17 protein-coding genes and 1 pseudogene are annotated in these 18,821 nt (G+C 44.6%); 8 read left to right on the forward strand and 10 right to left on the reverse strand.

Annotated elements, in window-relative coordinates:
* Nucleotides 1–93: 93 nt before the first annotated feature.
* The 3 genes from QUB30_RS13015 to QUB30_RS13025 form a co-directional block, all read right to left on the reverse strand.
* Entirely contained in the window at nt 94–1,344 is a 1,251-nt protein-coding gene (locus tag QUB30_RS13015) for an alpha/beta hydrolase (protein WP_333333793.1), read from the reverse strand.
* Nucleotides 1,345–1,703: 359 nt separating this feature from the next.
* The gene (locus QUB30_RS13020) at nt 1,704–2,360 is read right to left on the reverse strand and encodes a DUF4276 family protein (RefSeq protein ID WP_333333795.1); all 657 of its coding nucleotides are present in this window, start codon (nt 2,358–2,360) and stop codon (nt 1,704–1,706) included.
* A 4-nt stretch (nt 2,361–2,364) separates the two neighbouring features.
* Nucleotides 2,365–3,657, reverse strand: a complete 1,293-nt coding sequence (locus tag QUB30_RS13025; protein WP_333333797.1) for an AAA family ATPase — start codon at nt 3,655–3,657, stop codon at nt 2,365–2,367.
* 319 nt (nt 3,658–3,976) lie between these two features.
* On the opposite strand from QUB30_RS13025, the gene QUB30_RS13030 reads away from it, so the two are divergent.
* Nucleotides 3,977–4,285: a hypothetical protein gene (locus tag QUB30_RS13030; protein WP_333333799.1), complete on the forward strand. Its 309-nt coding sequence runs from the start codon at nt 3,977–3,979 to the stop codon at nt 4,283–4,285.
* 193 nt (nt 4,286–4,478) lie between these two features.
* Complete coding sequence (locus QUB30_RS13035) at nt 4,479–5,900, forward strand: AAA-like domain-containing protein (RefSeq protein WP_333333801.1); 1,422 nt, start codon at nt 4,479–4,481, stop codon at nt 5,898–5,900.
* Nucleotides 5,901–6,074: 174 nt separating this feature from the next.
* Here the strand turns inward: QUB30_RS13035 and QUB30_RS13040 are convergent, their stop codons facing one another.
* The gene (locus QUB30_RS13040) at nt 6,075–6,926 is read right to left on the reverse strand and encodes a calcium-binding protein (RefSeq protein ID WP_333333803.1); all 852 of its coding nucleotides are present in this window, start codon (nt 6,924–6,926) and stop codon (nt 6,075–6,077) included.
* 298 nt (nt 6,927–7,224) lie between these two features.
* Here QUB30_RS13040 and QUB30_RS13045 point away from each other — a divergent pair, with 298 nt between their 5' ends.
* Nucleotides 7,225–11,157, forward strand: coding sequence for a WD40 domain-containing protein (locus QUB30_RS13045; RefSeq protein ID WP_333333805.1), 3,933 nt, complete (start codon nt 7,225–7,227; stop codon nt 11,155–11,157).
* A 666-nt stretch (nt 11,158–11,823) separates the two neighbouring features.
* A pseudogene (locus tag QUB30_RS13050) lies at nt 11,824–12,044 on the forward strand (transposase); the annotation flags it as partial.
* 247 nt (nt 12,045–12,291) lie between these two features.
* Here QUB30_RS13050 and QUB30_RS13055 read toward each other — a convergent pair.
* From QUB30_RS13055 to QUB30_RS13065, 3 genes are all read right to left on the reverse strand, one after another.
* Nucleotides 12,292–12,501 carry a CsbD family protein gene (locus QUB30_RS13055; RefSeq protein WP_333333807.1) on the reverse strand — a complete coding sequence of 70 codons (210 nt, stop codon included), beginning with the start codon at nt 12,499–12,501 and terminating at the stop codon, nt 12,292–12,294.
* 167 nt (nt 12,502–12,668) lie between these two features.
* Nucleotides 12,669–13,496 carry a PHP domain-containing protein gene (locus tag QUB30_RS13060; RefSeq protein ID WP_333333809.1) on the reverse strand — a complete coding sequence of 276 codons (828 nt, stop codon included), beginning with the start codon at nt 13,494–13,496 and terminating at the stop codon, nt 12,669–12,671.
* Nucleotides 13,497–13,814: 318 nt separating this feature from the next.
* On the reverse strand, nt 13,815–14,258 hold the full coding sequence (locus QUB30_RS13065; RefSeq protein WP_333333811.1) for a hypothetical protein: 444 nt from the start codon (nt 14,256–14,258) through the stop codon (nt 13,815–13,817).
* Between the two features lie 298 nt (nt 14,259–14,556).
* Here QUB30_RS13065 and QUB30_RS13070 point away from each other — a divergent pair, with 298 nt between their 5' ends.
* Nucleotides 14,557–14,883, forward strand: coding sequence for a hypothetical protein (locus QUB30_RS13070; protein ID WP_333333813.1), 327 nt, complete (start codon nt 14,557–14,559; stop codon nt 14,881–14,883).
* A gap of 146 nt (nt 14,884–15,029) precedes the next feature.
* On the opposite strand, the gene QUB30_RS13075 is transcribed toward QUB30_RS13070, so the two are convergent.
* Nucleotides 15,030–15,497 (reverse strand): hypothetical protein, encoded by a 468-nt coding sequence (locus QUB30_RS13075; RefSeq protein ID WP_333333815.1) that lies wholly within the window; start codon nt 15,495–15,497, stop codon nt 15,030–15,032.
* A gap of 55 nt (nt 15,498–15,552) precedes the next feature.
* Here QUB30_RS13075 and QUB30_RS13080 point away from each other — a divergent pair, with 55 nt between their 5' ends.
* Both QUB30_RS13080 and QUB30_RS13085 read left to right on the forward strand, forming a co-directional pair.
* Nucleotides 15,553–16,173, forward strand: a complete 621-nt coding sequence (locus QUB30_RS13080) for a histidine phosphatase family protein (RefSeq protein WP_333333817.1) — start codon at nt 15,553–15,555, stop codon at nt 16,171–16,173.
* Nucleotides 16,174–16,236: 63 nt separating this feature from the next.
* On the forward strand, nt 16,237–16,620 hold the full coding sequence (locus QUB30_RS13085) for a VOC family protein (RefSeq protein WP_333333819.1): 384 nt from the start codon (nt 16,237–16,239) through the stop codon (nt 16,618–16,620).
* 176 nt (nt 16,621–16,796) lie between these two features.
* Here QUB30_RS13085 and QUB30_RS13090 read toward each other — a convergent pair whose 3' ends face one another.
* A complete protein-coding gene (locus tag QUB30_RS13090; protein ID WP_333333821.1) occupies nt 16,797–17,087 on the reverse strand; it encodes a hypothetical protein in 291 nt (96 codons plus the stop codon).
* 42 nt (nt 17,088–17,129) lie between these two features.
* On the reverse strand, nt 17,130–17,801 hold the full coding sequence (locus QUB30_RS13095) for a phosphoribosyltransferase family protein (RefSeq protein ID WP_333333823.1): 672 nt from the start codon (nt 17,799–17,801) through the stop codon (nt 17,130–17,132).
* A 167-nt stretch (nt 17,802–17,968) separates the two neighbouring features.
* Between QUB30_RS13095 and QUB30_RS13100 the strand changes: the two genes are divergently transcribed.
* The gene (locus tag QUB30_RS13100) at nt 17,969–18,646 is read left to right on the forward strand and encodes a uracil-DNA glycosylase (RefSeq protein WP_333333825.1); all 678 of its coding nucleotides are present in this window, start codon (nt 17,969–17,971) and stop codon (nt 18,644–18,646) included.
* Nucleotides 18,647–18,821: the final 175 nt, after the last annotated feature.

Here is an 18,821-nt window from a genome sequence, read left to right on the forward strand (position 1 = left end):
ATTTCTATGAATTTAAAATAAAGAGATTTAGAGCAATAGTTCAGACAGTTTGAGACGCGGTTTAGTGAGAATAAATAAGTAAAATTTAAACATTTATTTAACTCGTTGGTAATCCGAAGACTTCAGAGCATGAGCCAAAAAGCGTTCTGTGTAGTACAAAGCTAATTGATTGCTCGGGCCATTAAAAACTGCATCAAAGGCGTGTTCAGCCCAAGGAATTTCGAGTAAAATAGCCCGATCGCCCGTGGCGCGCAATCGTTCGTAGAGCGATCGCCCAAACTTGGGCTGAACGATATGGTCGCGACCTGCATAAACCAGTAGAGAAGGGGGAAGATTCGGTTTAATATAATTTATGGGAGAAGCCCGACGGTAAAGCTCGTTGAGTTCGTCTGGCGTTCCTCCCAAAAAGGCACGCAAGACGGCTCGAACATTTATGGCATCAGGAAAAGGTGGGTCATTGTATCCCCGGATCAGGTCATTTGGCCCGTAATAGTTGACCACGGCTCGAACTGGAAGCACACTAGAATTATAAGCAGTTAGCATTGCTAAATGGGCACCTGCAGACCTTCCCATCAGAGCAATTCGATCGAGATCGATTTCCCAATCACCAGCATGAGTTTTGATATAGGAAAGAGCGGCTTGTACGTCGTCAAGCTGAGCAGGAAATCGATATTTGGGAGCGTGGCGGTAAGCAATTGCAACCACACAATAGCCTTGGGCGGCCATATAGCGGCTGAATTCCTCATTGTAATCGGGATTGCCTCTCTGCCAAGCTCCCCCGTAGAGCGTGATAATCGCCGGATATTTGCCAATTTGTATCGGTCGGTAAAGGTTTAGTTGCAGTGAAACTCCGTTAGGTTTTGCAAATCCAATAGCCCGATCGATCCTAACGTCTCTAATCGGAATTCCTCGGAACGCATCTGCTAGGATAAACGGTTGAGGGCGTAGCTGGGCGCGCTCGGCTTGAGGAATGGCTGCTAAATAGTTTTCCCCTAAAACTGCTTGCATTTGGGTAGCTATGGCTGCATTGGCTGCGGGGAACTGAATCAGGGGTAGCAGGCCCAGGATTAGGGCGAACAGGTTAGAAATTGACAAAATAATGTAGACTTTGCCTTGATGCCGTCTGAGCAGGTTCAGCAGAAGGGCGATCGTATTGATACCGACCAACCAAGGACTGATTTCTGGTGCTCCCACCGCCAAAGGGTACAGGAACATCGCGGGTGCTGGTACGATAACCCAGAGACTGAGAAATAGCGCGATCGCACTCAGAAACCAAGAAATAAAGGGCGAGACTAAGAATGCTGCCAATAAAGGTAACTTTTTTCGGTTCTTCTTGCGGAGCATCGGATTTTCGCAGCCTAATTTTTAATCAGTTTAAATTAATCTGGCGGTTTTTATTGGTAAGTCGATCGCCTCGGGAATTTTACCAAACCAGCAGCTTCATTGACTCCGACATCCTGCGGCGATCGAAAATGCTTTGCATCGTTCTATTTTCAGTTTGGGGGTTGTTCGCTGTTGGTGGGAATCTTAAGCGGAGGTTGTCCCGCTAAATTAGCTGTATGGACTGTTACTCATCAAAAGTTTGGCTATTATTCCGATTTTGGTAGTTAGACAGGACTTACGCACGGGTGTCGAGAAACCGATTTTTTTTACGAGTCTACTTCGTTGCGCTAGGCCATTCCCAATAAAAAAAACCGGTTTCTTTACTGACCCGTTAAGTCTCGAAGTTTATCTCGAAAATAACAGAAGCTTGGTGACAAATTATTATCTACATCCATGTGGGGAGCAATATTGTTAGCCCAAGTTGACTTCTCTTCACCAACTTGCCAAGGAAGTTTAGACAATTTTTTGCTACCACCGGAATATACTGCGTCGGCTAACTTCTCCCACGTCCCACAAATACTATCATTAGTGTAGAATTTTAGGACTTCTTGGTTGGCTTTCGGATAAGCTGCCTTTATTGCTGCAAAATCGCCTAGATACCATGCTTCTCCTTCTTCAATTGCTATGCAAAATTGCGTCTTTGGCTGAGGATTACACTTATCTACAACATCTAGTAGTTCTCTGCGAAACGTACTGAGGCATCGGTCATCAAGATCGCAAATTACAATGAGAACAGCAGGGTAATCAGGAGGATATTGAGAGAATGTTTGGCCGATGCCTTGAACAAGTCGCGGAAGCTGGTCGAGCAGAATTCGTTTTTTGGCTTCAGAAGCAGATTTTAAATCTTTAGGAATATGTCCAAGTCCTTTGTAATGATGGATATTAAATGTATGTTGTTCGCTGCTGATAATCTTTGGTATAAGAATTTCAAGAGCAGTTTTTCCAGAAATATCCTCGACAAGTATCACAAAGTGCATTTATTCACCTTTTATCTAGATAATCGCTGTACCAAAGTCCGCCAAGGGGCAATCCTTCAGAAACAAGGTTATTAATGAGAGAATCTTCGCTAGCTCGTCTGATTGTAGAAAAACCATCCTCGCCCTTTTCAAGTACCCAAACCTCTTCAGGTTCAAGAGCATCTACAAAATAGGGTTGATGTGTTGTAACAAATACTTGCGATCCACTTTTTCCAGATGTAGCGTGTTCTCGAAATTCTCGGGCTAGAGTTTCTAAAAGCTTATGGTAAAGTCCGTTTTCTGGTTCTTCAATGCACAAAAATGGCGGTGGTGAGGGGTCTTCTAAAAGAAGGAGATAGGCAAATACCTTCAGTGTTCCGTCTGACATTTGTTGAGCATAAAACGGTTCTTGAAAGCCTCGATCATTGAACTGCAGCAGAAGTCTACCGTCTGGACTTTTTGCGGTGCTAATCTTTTCCACCCCTGGAATCTTACTAGAGATTTTTTGCAGAATTGATTGGAATTTCTTAGGATGCTCTCTCTCCATAAATTGAACCACATTTCCTAGATTATCTCCATGAATATTCAAACGTTTTTGTGGCCCAGCCAGAGGTAAGCTACGGGCAGCGTCTGGTGTGAAATAGCTGAGATACCATCCTTCGATAAATCTACGAAATGCGGAAATTCTTGGGTGTTGTTTGAGCGCTCCCAAAGTAGCAATTCCCAGTTTCCGATTGTCGTCAAGTTCAACTATTTCCTTTTCTTTACTTTCTTCTGATGTCTCACCTATCTGGATGTTTTTTATTAAATTATTTACATCAAATTCTCCTCGTTCTTCATCAACTAGCTGGCCTCCTTCTTCACCTTTCCATGCTAACCCCTTACCTTCATTTAGAATCAAAAAAGAATAAGGTTGTCCTTTTTTTTCGTTTCTTCTCCGTTGTCTAAGTCTTTCTTTTTTTACATACGGTCTTTCAGAAGAGTCAAGGTCTATTGCCAAATCATAGGTTATTGGTCGAGCGTTACCATCCTCTTTATAGTAAATCTGAAACTCAACACTTCCCTTTTGTCCTTGCGATCGAATTCTCTCGAAACCTCCCCGCCCACGGGAATCACAGGCTTCTTCGACTCCGCCTTTTAAGCAGTCTGCAAGAAAGCCAAAAGTGTCAAAAAGCGTGCTTTTCCCAACACCATTTTTACCGATAACGGCTGTCATTGGCGTTAGTGCCTCGGCATTTTGCGTATCCCACAGCTTGCCGATAGTAATATCACGCAGCGAGCGGTAATTTATTACCTTAAATCCTTCTATTTTTGCCACTTAAGTTCCTCTGCTCCATTAGGAATGTTATAAGTTACTCTAACCATATAACAATTCAGTAACTCTAACATTATACTTGATTCGCATCTTTTCCGGGTTCAAAATCTAGAACGGTATCGATTCCTGAATCTGCCCAAAGCAGAAACCGCTCGTTCTGAGATGTTCCACCATTATCAATAAGCTTTTTATCAACAGGCAAGATGCCTGTGAAGCGACAAAATTCACTATTTGTGGAACAGGCATCTTGCCTGTTCTTGAGAATGGTGCAAGAGGTGAGATTGTTCCCACTTCCTCCTAATCTACAATTCTCAAAACTGCATTGTTGTATCGATCGCCAACTGTAGCATTTCCCGTTGGATTAGTTAGACATAAATTAACGGTTTCGTCAGCTTCGCCGATCGCGTCATCGGCGATCGGAATAGTAACAATTTTTGGTGTCGTATCGCCAGCGGCAAAGTTAATCGCGATCGGCGTCTTGGTGCAGTCAGCAGCAGAAGCAGTGCCATCTGTCAGCGTCAGCGTTGCCCCAACAGCATCTTGCAGCGATAATTTTTTCCCTTGCCGCTTGGTGTTTGCTAGGTTAGGCTTTGTTAGTGTGGTTGGATGGATTTTTGCGATCCTTTGCTAGGGCTTTGCTTCGGATCGCGAAAGCTAACGCTAAGGGGCGATCGCTAATCAACTTGCTTCTAAACCAGTTTATTTCCTAAGAGCAAAACCGACAAGGGGAATAAAATCAGGCGTTTAACCAACAAAATGCCTTGCAGCAGTGATTGACAGTAAAAAATTAGGTTAAAATAGGGAAAAGTCAGGGTAACTTTCCAATGCAGGAACAACTGCTCTCTTGCAAGCATCTGCATACTTACGTATATGGGTACTTACCCGTCGATCCCATGAACTCAGAATTAGAATTCTCTTGGAGCAAAACCAAAGAATCTGCCGATCGCATTTTTGCTCAAAACACCGGCAAACATCTCAGCGACATCGAAATGAAAGTCCTTCAAGGTTCCTGGGAAGGCAAAAGTTACGATGAAATCGCCAAAACTTACGGCTACAGTGCTGAATACCTCAACAAAGATGTCGGCAATAAATTGTGGCACAAGCTTTCAGAAGCCTTAGCAGAAAAAATTACGAAGAAAAATTTTAAAGAAGCTCTGAGGAGATTTGCATCGCAAGAGTCAACTCAATATATTAGCACCAACCTGCTCTTACAACCGCTGACTGCGGCAAATTTGCAGTTTCCCGAAGGCTCGGTATCATTAGATTCTCCTTTTTATGTGGAGCGTTGCAACATTGAATCTTTGTGCTGCGAGACAGTTGTGAAACCCGGTTCGCTGATTCGGATTAAAGCACCGGAGATGATGGGCAAAACTTCACTGATGAACCGAATTTTAGCTGGCGCTGTTCGGGAAAACTATCACGCAGTTTATCTCGATTTGAGCGCCGCCGACCGAGGAATATTAACAAATCTGGATAAATTTCTGCGCTGGCTGTGCTTGATGGTAAGCCGACAGTTAAAGTTAGAAAACAAGTTAAACGAGTATTGGGATACGGATATTTTGGGCAGCAACGATAACTGTACTGTTTACTTTGAAGAGTATTTGCTGGCAGAAACAGAAGGGCCTCTGGTTTTGGGGTGGGATGAAGTCGATCGCATATTTCCCTACACCGAAGTAGTTGAAGATTTTCTGGGGATGCTGCGAAGCTGGCACGAAAAAGCCAAGATTTCGGATATCTGGAAAAAACTGCGGTTGGTAATGGCGCATTCTACGGAAGTTTATATTCCTTTGGACATGAATCAATCTCCGTTTAATGCGGGGGTTCCCGTTGAGTTGCTGGAGTTTGAGAGCCAGCAAATTCACGATTTAGCTCGGCTGCACGGCTTGGAATGGGATCAGGGGCAGTTGGGAGAGTTAATAAGTGCGATCGGCGGACATCCTTATTTAGTAAGATTGGCAATGTATGAGATTAGTTGTGGCAAAATATCATTAACTCAGCTATTAGAAAATGCGGCATCAGAATCTGGAATTTACAGCAGTCATTTGCGCAAGCATTGGGAAATTTTGCAACACAATACCGAATTAGCTTTGGCTTTGAAAAAAGTTGTTAATTCCCCGGAACCAGTTGAATTAGATTCAATGCAAATTTACAAATTGCACAGTATGGGACTTGTGCGGCGGCAAAACAATTATGTAATGCCGCGCTGCAATTTGTACCGCGAGTATTTCTACCGTGTTTTAGGTTGAAGAAAATTCCATTCGTTACCAGGCTCTGCCCGGTAAGGCAGAGCCTCCGGATCTGCCTCCAATTTTCATGGAAACTCTTCGAGGCAGCAGCGAGGCAGAGCCTCTGGACATCGGTTCCCAGGCTGAGTCTGGGAACCAGTTAAATAGCGGGTAATGCCCAGCCTACGGATAAAATTACACAAAGGAGAGGGTTAAATCCGCAGCCATTGTGTCTGAAACTACGGCAATCATGTCACCTTGATAAAATATTTTCGTGTCTTTCAGAGAGTCATTGCCGTAATCGTAGTAGCCCGATACAAATTCGTAGTCTTGCTTTTGACCGACCATCAAAATTGCATCTCCATCGGCTTTCTTAAAGTCCCGAATAATTGCATAAGCGTGCTCGCCTAGACCATCTAAATAAGGAACTTCAAATTCTGGGCCGTCGATAACTAACGAGAATGTATCGGCTCCGGAACCGCCAATTAAGGTATCGACTTCATAATAATCGTATCCTCCGTCATTATTGCTGTGACCGATGAGAATGTCATTCCCGCTATTGCCTTCTAGCCAATCGGAATCGCCACCGCCATAGACTTTATCATTGCCAGTACCGCCAAATAGGAAGTCGTCACCGTCAAGGCCTTTGAGTGTATCTGCACCGCCACCGCCAAAGATGGCATCGTCCGTGTAATGCTTTCCTACTAGGTAGTCATTTCCTGGCGTTCCCGTTATGTTGTCATTGGGTAAGCCACTGATTTTATCGATGCTGCCGAACAAACGGTTAGTAGAATCATCTTCTTCCCGAGGACGATCGGTCAAGTCTTCAAAAGCACCGAATTTATTGTGATTGGGATTCGGCGGTTTACCTGCATCGGGGTCTTCCGTGCGGGGAACATCAGTTAAGTCTTCAATCAAACCGAATTTATTAGGCTTAGGATTCGGATTACCTGAATCAGGGTCTTCTTTCCGGGGAACATCGGTCAAGTCTTCAATTAAACCGAATGTAGGAATGTTAGCATCGGCAATCGTTCTAAGTTCTGTCATGGTAGTAATCCTATTTATGAATGTATTCTGAGTTTGTCAAAGCGCTAAGTGTTTGTATTTGTTTGCTGCACCTTTCGCTTTCTGTTATCAGTTTCTTCGTAAAACTCTCGAACTGCAATGGTGATAAAATCAGGTATTATAGGAACTGATAAATAGCTGAACACTGGGAATTTATCGGAAAAAATCAGGTGCAGCCTGACAAAGCATCATCAAAATCAGCAAAAATCAGGTTTTTTGGTAAATCTCTACATAGTCAGGTTTGCGATCGTACAATCCAATCTAGATTTTGGTGCAGGCAATGATAAAAGAATCTCCAGTTAGTGATGAATATCAGATTGGCGGGAGTCTCCCCGCAGATGCGTCGAGTTACGTGACGCGCCAAGCAGACTGGGACTTTTACGAAAATTTGAAAGCGGGTGAGTTTTGTTACGTTTTGAATTCGCGGCAAATGGGCAAATCTAGTTTGCGGGTGCGGGCTATGCAAAAATTGCAAGCTGAAGGTACTGTGTGCGCTTTTATCGATTTAACTGGGATTGGCAAGGAAGATGTAACTCCCGAAAAGTGGTATGCAGGGATTGTCAATTCTTTGGTGAGTAGCTGTCAGCTAGGCAATAAAATTAATTGGCGGAATTGGTGGCGCGAACGCCGGGATTTGTTATCGCCCGTCCAGCGGTTTAGCTTGTTTATTGAAGAAGTTGTTTTAGTTGAAATAGAAGCAAGTATTGTTATTTTTATTGACGAGATAGATAGAGTGTTGAGCATGAACTTTTCTACAGATGAGTTTTTTGCTCTAATTCGCTGGTTTTACAACCAAAGAGTTGACAAGCCTCTATATCGACGTTTGACTTTTGCGCTGTTGGGGGTGGCGACGCCTTCGGATTTGATTGCGGATAAAACTCAAACTCCTTTTAATATTGGTAAGGCGATAAATTTAGGCGGTTTTCAGATTGATGAAGTGCAGCCTTTAATTAATGGTTGGCAGGGGCAAGTTGGCAATCCTGAAAGTGCGATCGCAGATATTTTGGATTGGACGGGGGGACAACCTTTTTTGACCCAAAAGCTGTGCAAGTTAATGCTGGAAAAGGAGTTGAAGAAAGTTAACTGCAGAGACGCTGAGGGCGCTGAGAAAGACAGGCAGGATGCCTGTTCCACCACAGACAGGCAGGATGCCTGTTCCACCACAGACAGGCAGGATGCCTGTTCCACACAGGATGAGGGAGTTGAGGGGTTGGTGAAGTTGCAGATTGTGGAGAATTGGGAGTCTCAGGATGAGCCTGAACATTTGAAAACTATTCGCGATCGCCTTTTGAGAAATCAGCAAAAAGCGGGGCAGTTATTGGGGCTTTACCAGCAGGTTTTGCAATCCGCTAACCCCCCCCAACCCCCCCTTGCTAAGGGGGGGCTAAATGCTGATTTATCTCTGAGTAGTGCGGGGCTAAATGCTGCTGCTTCACCCCTTGGAAATGAAGCAATAACCACTCTTGATACCCCCCTTGCTAAGGGGGGGCTAAATGCTGATTTATCTCTGAGTAGTGCGGGGCTAAATGCGGCTATTTCACCCCTGGGAAAGCAAGAAATAGCCACTCTTGCTCCCCCCCTTGCTAAGGGGGGGCAGGGGGGGGTTCTTGCTGATGGCAGTCCCGAACAAACGGAATTGCGACTGTCAGGTTTAGTGGTGCAACAGCAGGGAAAATTAAAAGTTTATAACCGAATCTATGCCGAAGTTTTCAATCTTGAATGGGTGGAAAAACAGTTAGGAAAGCTGCGACCTTATTCGGAAAATTTTAATGCTTGGAATGCTGCCAATTTTGAGGATAATTCGCGGCTGCTGCGGGGTCAGGCGCTGCAAGAAGCTTTGGAATGGGCAAAATATCAAAGTTTAAGCCATCTGGATTACCGCTTTTTAGCGGCGGCTCAGGATTTGGAAAAGCGAGAAGTTGAATTTGCTTTTGCACTGCAAACTGAGGAAAGTCAAATATTGGCACAAGCTAATGAAACTTTAAGTCTGGCTCAGCATCAAGCTAAAACAGAGTTAACGTTAGCTAAAAAACAAGCTAGAAAAATAATTGCGATCGGCTCGACAATTTTAGGGATATCTTTAGCAGCAGCGATCGCCGTACAATTACAAGTAATTAAAGCCGATCGAGAACTCGCAGAAACCAAAATAGTCCTCGCAAGTTTGTCGTCAAAGACAACTTTAGCCTCAAACCCTTTTCCAGCACTCACCGAAGCACTGCTTGCAGCACATAAACTTAAAAAATTAGAGGCATTGAGTCCGGCAAAATCCGAAACTAAGATGCAAGTATCGATCGCCCTCCAACAAGCAATTTACAGCATCCGAGAGCGCGATCGACTTGCAGGCCACCAAGCTGTCCTCAGAAACGTCGTATTCTCGCCTGATGGCAAAATCCTCGCATCCGCTAGCGAAGACGATACTGTCAAACTCTGGAACCCAGACGGCATCTTACTCAGAACCCTCACCGGACACCGCGACAACATTTGGACTGTCAGTTTCTCACCTGACGGCAAGACGATCGCATCTGCTAGCGACGATGCTACTATCAAACTCTGGAACCTCGAAAACGGCACAGAAAGTAGAACCCTTACCGGGCATAGGGGCTGGGTGAGAGGAGTCAGTTTTGCTCCCGACGGATTGACGATCGCCTCTTCGGGTTCCGACGGCACTGTCAAGCTCTGGAATCCAGCAGACGGCACTTTGCTCAAAACCTTTACCGGGCATAGGGGCTGGGCAACAAGCGTCACTTTTTCGCCCGACGGGTTAGCGATCGCATCTTCGGGTAGCGATCGCACTGTCAAACTCTGGAATCCAGCAGACGGAACGGAAATTGCCACGCTGAGGGGTCATACAAATGCTGTCAGAAGTGTCAGTTTCTCCGACGACGGCAAAACCCTAGCATCCGCTGGCGAAGACGGTTTAGTCAAGCTGTGGGATGTCGAAAACCTGACTCTCCTCAAAACCCTGCAAGCCGACAGCCAACAAGTCTGGAACGTCAAATTCAGTCCCAGAGGCAGCCGGAATCCAACTCTGGCTACCGCTAGCGAAGACGGCACCGTCAAATTGTGGAATTTATCGCAGTTAGGAAACATCGAGCCGCAAACGCTCAAAGGACACAGCGGCAGGGTTGCCAGCCTTAGTTTCAGTCCCGACGGCCGCACTTTGGCAACGGCAGGTACCGATCGCACTGTACGACTCTGGAACCTCACCGCCATCGAACCGAAAGTTCTCGAAAGCCACCGCCGTCAGGTTTTCAGTGCGAGTTTCTCCCCCGACGGCAAAAAAGTTGCCTCCGGTAGCAGCGATCGCACTGTTAAATTGTGGAATGCACAAAACGGCAGCGAAATCAAAACTTTTCTAGGACATCGAGGTGCCGTCACCAGCGTCAGTTTCGCCCCTGACGGCAAAATTTTAGCATCTGCAGGAAGCGATCGAACTATTAAATTGTGGAACCTAGAAACTGGCACCGAAATCAAAACTCTTTCAGGACATCAGAGGGGAATTGACAGCGTTGTTTTCTGTCTCGACGGTAAAATTTTAGCATCAGCAGGAGCCGATAAAACAGTTAAATTGTGGCATCTAGAAAGCGGTGCCCAAATCAAAACCTTCAAAGGACATCTCGAAAGAGTTAGAAGTGTCACATTTAGTCCCGATGGCAAAACTTTAGCATCCGCAGGGAACGATCGCACAATCTATTTCTGGGCTTTAAACAATTTAGAATCTACCCCAAGAAGGATTTTGAGAGCGCATAACAGTCGAATTACCAGCCTCCGTTTCAGTCCCGACGGCAAAATTTTAGCATCTGCTTGCGATGACAGCACCATTAAATTGTGGAATGCAGAAACAGGCACCGAACTCAAAACTATTCAAGCACACGGAACTTGGGTAAAAAGCATTAGTTTCAGTCCCGACAGCAAAACGATCGCATCTGCAAGTTTCGATCGCACAATTAAACTGTGGAATGTCGCAGACGGCCAAACGGGATTGGAGGCGCGGCCCCTACAAACTTTTGAGGGACATAGCGATCGAGTTAATGACGTTAACATCAGTCCCGACGGGAAAACTCTTGTTTCTGCCAGCGATGATTCTACTTTAAGGATCTGGAATTTGGAACTTGATGTAGATAATTTAATCAAACTGAGTTGCCAATGGCTGAGCAATTATATTGCTAATCATCCCGAAGAAAAAGCGATCGCCGAAATCTGCAATCCTTAAAAAAACGGCCTTCTAAGGCCCTCAAGTGTGCCGAAGCGCACCCATAGAGTTTCTGCATCCGTTAAATTCTATAGCAATTATCAAATAAGTGAGGTACAAATTTAGATTTGAGATTTTAGACTTCGGCGTGAGACTTCGGCGGAACACTTTGAGATGAAATAATTGGGGAATAGGCGAATTGGTAATTAACTGGCGAGGACCTCACCTGAAGAGATAACTGCTCTAATTTGCAGCAGATAGAAACTCATCGCTAACATTAAAAGCGCAGACAGAGTAATTTTTTTATCTAAAATCTAGTGGTACATTTACGGGATAGATTTCAGACATCGGTAGTGGTGCATAGTTAGGCGGCATCGGGTATAATCATTTAGTTTCACTGTCTTAACCTCCTTCTTGATAAATTGTCCCAAGTGCGCTTCTTTAAATGTCATAAAAAATGGCTAGACTCATAGTGGCAAGCAAAACTTTAAATGTAAGGACTATTCTAGCCAGTTTGTCTGCGGGCCCAAGACATCAACTTCTTTCACAATAAAAAAATATTTTATAGATAAACTCCTATTAGAAAAGATATCGTTGGCTGGAATAGCCCGATTTACCGGCGTGTCTCGGAGGTGGTTACAATACTATGTCAATAAGAAAAATGAATTGGGAGACTTAAAAGCTTAAGTAGAAGCCTTTAAGCACTTCAGCGGGAATTATCCAGAATCAGTTCATGTTGACCAGATTTACCGCAAAGCGAGACAATCGAACGAAAATTCGGGCAAGCGAAGCGAAGGTTTGCTCTCGTTCGAGTGATGGCAAAACTTGATAATACTTCCCAAACCGAAGAAGCAATTGCTTTTTTATTGATGAACATTGTCGCGCGATTGAGAAGGTTATTATGGTTTTTTTGTGTCAATTTTCATCAATAACAACTTGCTACTGTTCGGCGATTATAAAAAATTATATTCGAGAATTTTAACAACAATAAAAACTTAACTTAGCGGCTTGCTGGAATTAGCGATCGAGCTCTTTTTGAACTTCCTTTATTTATTCAGCCACCCCTAATTATATGGAATGTTCGGGGCCAGGGAAGGGAAGCTATCGCTGGGTATCTGCGAAAGCTCCGCTTCACTAATTCACTAATTGCAGTTTCTACAATTTGTCGATCGACCTTTTGGCTCGATCTGTCAGATTTTTCACCGCATTTTTAGCATCTTCTGCTGCGTGGCGGGCGGCAGCTTCGGCTTGTTTGGCTTGGCCTTCAACCTGGTCTTTTTTGTTGCCCGTGATGTTGCCGAAAATTTCCTGAGCTTTGCCTTCTAAATTTTTGCCGATCGCCTTAGCTCTGTCTTCTGTACTCATGATAAGCTCCGTTTGGCAAGTTGCTTTACTAAAATTGTAAAATTAACTCGCCTGCAATTGCCTTTAACTTCATATTAATTTATATTCTGCTTGACTTCTGCCTTCAGCCAAAAAAACGAACAATTTCTGTTTTCGAGAACTATGTCGGCAAAATACACCCCTACAAACTATTTCAAACTCGCCGCAGCAACTTTAATCGGTTCCAGTAATTCTAACGGCAAATGCAGCATATTCAATTGGGTGCTATCTGCTGCTTTCCTTTCAGGATCGGGGCCGTGATAATCGCTGCCACCAGTTGCCAGCAAACCGTAATGAAGGCACAAATCTTTCAACTTTTGGATTTGGCTGGAACTGTGGCTGGGATGGTATACTTCAACTCCCATTAAACCCGCATCTACTAATTCTTTTAAGACTTCCTCAACAGCGCCGCCGCGAAATAAATAAGGGTGAGCCCAAACTGGTACTGCGCCGCAACTCTTCAGTAAATCAATGCCTTCGGCGATCGAGAATTTCTCGTAATGAACATAAGCCGGGCCGTCATCTCCCAGCCAGCGATCGAATGCTTCCCGCGATGATTTGGCGTGACCTGCTTTTACAAGTGCAGAGGCAATGTGAGGCCGTCCCGGTGCCATTCCTGGAGATGTTTTTGGCAGTTCGATCGCGTATCCCATTGCTGCTAATTTTTCGACCATTTCTTGCGATCGGCGAAACCGTCCTTCCAGGCGATCGTTCAAAGGAACTCGCAACTTATTTGCATCGGGATAAAAACCTAAAATGTGTAGGGAACGGCCGTTGTGAACGGTGCTGAGTTCGAGTCCTGGCACGATTTCTATACCGTACAAACCAGCGGCGGCGAAGGCTTCATCCCAACCCGACATCGTATCGTGATCGGTGACGGCCAAAGCGCGAACCCCCGAAGACGCGGCGGCGGCTACGAGTTCGGCAGGGGTGAGAGTGCCGTCGGAATAAGTAGTGTGGCAGTGGAGTTCTAGCATTTTTTTCGGTAAGTTAAAGTCTGTGAAACCTGCAATTATTCCCCTCACTCATGTGAGAGATCGTCATGCGATTTTAGATTTTATATTTTAGATTTGAGATTGGAAATTCGTGATGCTATAAGGGTTGGTTATTATCTACGGTTGCATTTTTTTTATGAACTGGTTTCACTGCAAGCAACAATTTTTTTGGTAATTTAAATCTGTTAGCTGTAATAATTTGTTCCGCCTTAAATTTGTACCTTTCTGTTTATTAAAAATTTGCGTATGCTGAGCATCCTGTCCGCCTTTTCAGTTGAATTTGGATGCAGAACAGCTTAGCTATTTCTTGATTTCTCGCATTGGGTGAAGGACACCCTCTGGCAATTTGGAAGGAATCGGCGATATTTCAATACTTTGTATGTTGTGAACTGGGATAACTACCAGTTTATCTGCCAATTCGAGAATTATCGGGTCTGCCGTCAACATTTTGTGCAGGCGAGTGCCTAAAGTTGCTTGCTCTCCTACTGTTCCCTCTGGCGCAATGAACTGGAAGTGTTGCTGTTTGCCGTTTGTATAGTGGATTGTCAGATCGATAATTCTTTCTTGGTTGGTTGCTTGCATAATTTTTTTCCCTAACAGTCGATCGGGACTTGGCAAAATTAACAATAAATCAAAACGAGCGATCGCACCACCGTTGGAAAGCTTTTGACAAAACCGGGCTGTAGGTACGAAAGTCTGGTTGCTGCTAATTTTATCACAAAAACTGTACTGAAACTCGCCCACTTACCCAGTATACAATTGGCAGTCGCGCTGTCTTCGCTCCTCAAGGCGCGAGATCCGTCGCCAGCAATATTTGGTCGATCGGGCTTCCTTCTATGCCACTTGGCAAATTGGCTCAATTTAGCCTCTCTAGCGACTTGACTCAAAGCGCTCTCAAGTCTTACAGCAGAGGCATTTGAGCACTTTTGGTGTCAAGGTTTTTCCCTTGTGGGAACTGTGGAGGTTGGGATAGTGGCATTCTGCTGTCACTGCGGTAGTGGATTTTTTTATAAATTAATAACATAACATTCAGGTACAGCTTATGAAATCCACACTTTGTTTTCCCGAAACTTCTATTGAATCTAACACCGTTGCTGTTAACAATAATGCTATAGAATCTTGTATTGTTGCAGCTTGGATTGACTTAGTAGGAGGAGACTTTGATAATTTGGGAGGAGATGATTGGCTTCCCTTGTGCGGCGACATTGATGACGGCGAAATTTACCGCGAATGGTTTTTATGGGAAGACAGCGAAGTTACTCAAGAGTGGGAAGCTTACGATCCCATTACTAATTATCGAGTTGTGGCATCAAGCCGAGAAATGATGATTTCTAAAATCGACCAAATAGAAGATGCCAGAAACATTTAGTTACTCGGGATAATGTTAAATCTTGATTTTCAACTTTAATAAAAATTTTGCAAAAAAACCCGGTTTCTGCCTACTCTTAAAGAAACCGGGTTTTTCCAACCAAAATTCAAGGTTTTGGCTGAGTTACGCGGGCAGAACATAATAATTTATGTCGCTAGTGCTTTTTGTTTTTCTCGTTCTAATTTGCGCTGCTTCAAGGCGGCAAGATTTTCTTTAATCGTGTCGATCGCAAATCCATTCCCCTGCTGTTGATATAATTCGCTGGCACGGAGCAAATCGGCAACAGCTTCATCATCCGATCGCAAATTCGCAAAAGCCAAGCCGCGATTGTGGTAAGCTTCTGCCAAAGTTGAAAATTGTTCTACAGCGCTGGTAAATTTATCTTTTGCTTTGCGGTAATTTCCCGACTGATAAGCCTCAATTCCTTGCTGGAAATAAACCGAAGCTTTGCTCCCTGCGTCAGTAGCTGGAAATTCAGGCGCACTTAAAATTGGTTCTTTAAAGAGTACAGAAATGCTGCCCTTGCCGAAGTAAGCCCAAGTCATTGTTCCCAACCCAATCCCCAGCACGATGGCAACAATGACAGACAGAGCAATAAAATTGGTGAGTTCCATAGAGCAATATTTGTTGTATTAGAATATGATAAGATAATTTCTAACTTCTGGAACAATGGCGGCGCGGATTTACCTCAACTGGAAAGGCTTTTTTGGGTTGGTAGCTTTAGTATTGTCGATCGGCTTAATAATTGCAACTGCAAATTCTGACGCAGCAACCAACGCGCAAACTCAAGCAGGGTGGCAATTGTTGCAGCGGGGGGAGACGGGGTTGGTGGTAGCAATGCGACACGCGATCGCCCCAGGTACGGGAGATCCTGCTAACTTTAAGTTGGGCGACTGTTCCACCCAGCGCAATTTATCAGCACAAGGAAGAACCCAAGCCAAGCAAATTGGAGCCGAATTTCGCAACCGCAACATCAAAGTTGCCAGAGTTTTATCGAGTCAGTGGTGTCGGTGCTTGGAAACAGCAAAACTGATAAATTTAGGCAAAGTCGAACCGTTCCCAGCACTGAACTCGTTCTTTAGCGACAGCAGCAAAGAAGCCAGACAAACAGCCACACTCCGCAAGTTAATTGTTGACAACCGCAACACTAAAGGCGCGATTATTATGGTAACTCATCAAGTAAATATTACCGCTATCACTGATATTGTACCGCAAAGCGGCGAAGCTGTGATTCTCAAAGGATCTCGACAAGGTAAAATCGAAATAGTCGGACGAATTGGAGGATTTTAAATACATATAAAGTTATAATATTACCAATTCCCCATTCACTAATTCCAATTAGCAATTTATTATATGAGTTTCCAATACAGCGCCGCCCTAGTGACTTTAGCAGACCTTGATAAAGAAGTTCTCGTTAAATTTTACACAAAATTTCTAGACCTTGAACCGAACCCCTACATTCCCAATACTTATGCTGAATTTCAACTCTCCGGCTTAAGACTGGGCATATTCAAACCCAAAGACTCCCACAAATCGGAATTTGCAAATCGAGCAAAAACAGGCATAAGTTTGTGTTTGGAAGTCAGCGATATCGAAACTGCGATCGCCCGAATTTGGGCTTTAGGTTATCCGCCCGCCGGAGAAATCATCAAAGCTGCTCACGGTTTAGAAATCTATGCCTTCGATCCTGCAGGCAACCGCATAATTTTACATCAATCCCACGAGAATGTAGGATGATGGCTAATGATTTGTGAATTCTCCCTCTTCTCTTCTCTTCCTTCGCGTCTTCGCGGTTCGTTCAAAAAACATCTAGTTCACAACCCGCTGAGGATTCCTATATAAGCTCTGCAATTGCTTCACCACCTTCGCAATGAGATTGTAAAACCCGCCTCTACAAATCCCAACTGCCTTAACTATCTAATCAGTTCAGCAAAACTATAAAAACTGATAATTAATAACAACAAAGCTGTCAGATGAGTTAGCTGAAATTGAGGCCGCGGGCCGAGGGATTCCCGCACCAAAATTGAAAAAGACGAACCAATTATATAACTCAAAGACAGTGCTAAATACTGCCACTGCAATGTCAGACTCCACAGCCCGAGCAAAATCATCGCCAAAGTCAACATCACCAACTCAACAAAGCGAGGCGGATTGTGCTGAGTAGACAGAATCAAAGTGTCCAACCAATATTGCCAAGGTCTCATGTTTTAGCGATCGAGCTTTTAGATTTAGCCTTCTAGCTTAACCTACGATCGCCACTCAGTTTGTTGCTGCAAACACCTTAAAGCCTCCGCCGTCTCAACCTGCGGAAATTGCCCGTAAAAGCGACTGACGCTGTAAAAAGGGTCTGGGGTTTCCAAAATAATCGACTTATCGCCCATTTGGGCCAAAAATCCCATCAATTCTACCGGGGCGACAGGCGCACAAATCCACAAAGCCGCAGGTTGCTGCGACTGCAAAGCCAGCGCCGCCGCAGCCATCGTCATCCCCGTAGCAATGCCATCGTCCACCACAATCGCCAAAGCCCCTGTCGCGCTGACATTGGGGCGTCCCGCAGATAAATCCGCCAGCAGAGATTGAGCATTATTTTGAGCCACGGGCAGTGCTAATTTTTGCAAGCGCAAATTGTGCTGCTTTTGCTTTTGCCAGAGAACGTGGCCGTCAGCAGTTGCAGCCCCGATCGCCAATTCTAAATTATCCGGGCGAGTAATTTTCTTGGCGACAACCACATCCAAAGGACAGCCCAAGCGGCGCGCAATCGGCACCGCAACGGGCAAACCTCCGCGCGGCAAGGCATAAACAATCGGTTTAACAGCCTCCTGTGCCGTTAAATTCAACTTACCGAGCTCGCCCAGAACTGCCTCGGCCAGTTTTTCGCCAGCATCGGCGCGATCGTCAAAAAACGGGTTAGAGAACATATTTTTGCCTGTACGAGCTCAACGAAATAATGTGAGAATTGCGAGTATTAATTTGAGATTGTGCGATCGACAGCATCCCATACAAGCTTCTAGCCAAACTCAAATCACCAAACCCGATCTAAACTATAAACTCTAGACTCAAAAAAATCTCCCTAATTGTAAAATTTATGTCCAGCGACTTGCAACTCAGCCTTTTTGACAACAATCAAAGTGCCACTTTCCAAACTGACTCAATACCAGCAAATGCCAAAATTCCCATTCCTCCCGGCACTTATCAAAATATGGAACAAATCGGCGAGCACTGCAACCGATGTCACCGCTGCGAATTGGGCAACAGCCGCACTCACGCCGTCATCGGGCGCGGCAATCCTCAAGCCTCAATTCTGATTGTGGGAGAAGCGCCCGGACAAAACGAAGACGAAACCGGATTGCCCTTCGTCGGGCGATCGGGCAAACTGTTAGATAAGATTTTAGAATCCGTGGGATTGAGTGCAGAAACCGACGTATTTATTGCCAACGTCATCAAATGTCGCCCTCCCAACAACCGCCCTCCAACAGCAAAAGAAATCGAAGCTTGCAAACCTTACTTGCTAGAACAAATTCGCATCTTAGACCCCAAAATTATTTTATTAACCGGTGCAACAGCCCTCAAAGGTTTGCTAAGCGACAAGCGGCCCATTAGTAAAATTAGAGGTCAATGGATTGAATGGGAAAATCGTTTGTGTATGCCAATTTTTCACCCGTCGTACTTGTTGCGAAATCCCTCCCGAGAACCGGAAACTCCGAAATGGTTTATGTGGCAAGATATGCAGGCTATCAAGGCTAAATTGGATGAATTAAAATAGCAATTGTAATAATTTTTTGTTGTGCTTTGTATGGGCGGGTTTCCCCAACTATAATTGGCTAAAACAGATAATCTCGTAAACCCGCCCCACCCACGTAAATCGCTCAACCGAAAATTCGTGAATTTTCTGATACCTCTGTCAGGAACAGGCAAGATGCCTGTTCCTGAATAAAATT

The sequence above is a fragment of the Microcoleus sp. BROC3 genome, from assembly GCF_036702515.1.
Taxonomy (GTDB): domain Bacteria; phylum Cyanobacteriota; class Cyanobacteriia; order Cyanobacteriales; family Microcoleaceae; genus Microcoleus.

What these genes read in the sequence shown, in the direction of transcription:
- QUB30_RS13015 (WP_333333793.1), bottom strand. Translation starts at nt 1,344, where the DNA reads ATGCTCCGCAAGAAGAACCGAAAAAAGTTACCTTTATTGGCAGCATTC.
- QUB30_RS13020 (WP_333333795.1), bottom strand. Translation starts at nt 2,360, where the DNA reads ATGCACTTTGTGATACTTGTCGAGGATATTTCTGGAAAAACTGCTCTT.
- QUB30_RS13035 (WP_333333801.1), top strand. Translation starts at nt 4,479, where the DNA reads ATGCAGGAACAACTGCTCTCTTGCAAGCATCTGCATACTTACGTATAT.
- QUB30_RS13040 (WP_333333803.1), bottom strand. Translation starts at nt 6,926, where the DNA reads ATGACAGAACTTAGAACGATTGCCGATGCTAACATTCCTACATTCGGT.
- QUB30_RS13045 (WP_333333805.1), top strand. Translation starts at nt 7,225, where the DNA reads ATGATAAAAGAATCTCCAGTTAGTGATGAATATCAGATTGGCGGGAGT.
- QUB30_RS13055 (WP_333333807.1), bottom strand. Translation starts at nt 12,501, where the DNA reads ATGAGTACAGAAGACAGAGCTAAGGCGATCGGCAAAAATTTAGAAGGC.
- QUB30_RS13060 (WP_333333809.1), bottom strand. Translation starts at nt 13,496, where the DNA reads ATGCTAGAACTCCACTGCCACACTACTTATTCCGACGGCACTCTCACC.
- QUB30_RS13070 (WP_333333813.1), top strand. Translation starts at nt 14,557, where the DNA reads ATGAAATCCACACTTTGTTTTCCCGAAACTTCTATTGAATCTAACACC.
- QUB30_RS13075 (WP_333333815.1), bottom strand. Translation starts at nt 15,497, where the DNA reads ATGGAACTCACCAATTTTATTGCTCTGTCTGTCATTGTTGCCATCGTG.
- QUB30_RS13080 (WP_333333817.1), top strand. Translation starts at nt 15,553, where the DNA reads ATGGCGGCGCGGATTTACCTCAACTGGAAAGGCTTTTTTGGGTTGGTA.
- QUB30_RS13085 (WP_333333819.1), top strand. Translation starts at nt 16,237, where the DNA reads ATGAGTTTCCAATACAGCGCCGCCCTAGTGACTTTAGCAGACCTTGAT.
- QUB30_RS13090 (WP_333333821.1), bottom strand. Translation starts at nt 17,087, where the DNA reads ATGAGACCTTGGCAATATTGGTTGGACACTTTGATTCTGTCTACTCAG.
- QUB30_RS13095 (WP_333333823.1), bottom strand. Translation starts at nt 17,801, where the DNA reads ATGTTCTCTAACCCGTTTTTTGACGATCGCGCCGATGCTGGCGAAAAA.
- QUB30_RS13100 (WP_333333825.1), top strand. Translation starts at nt 17,969, where the DNA reads ATGTCCAGCGACTTGCAACTCAGCCTTTTTGACAACAATCAAAGTGCC.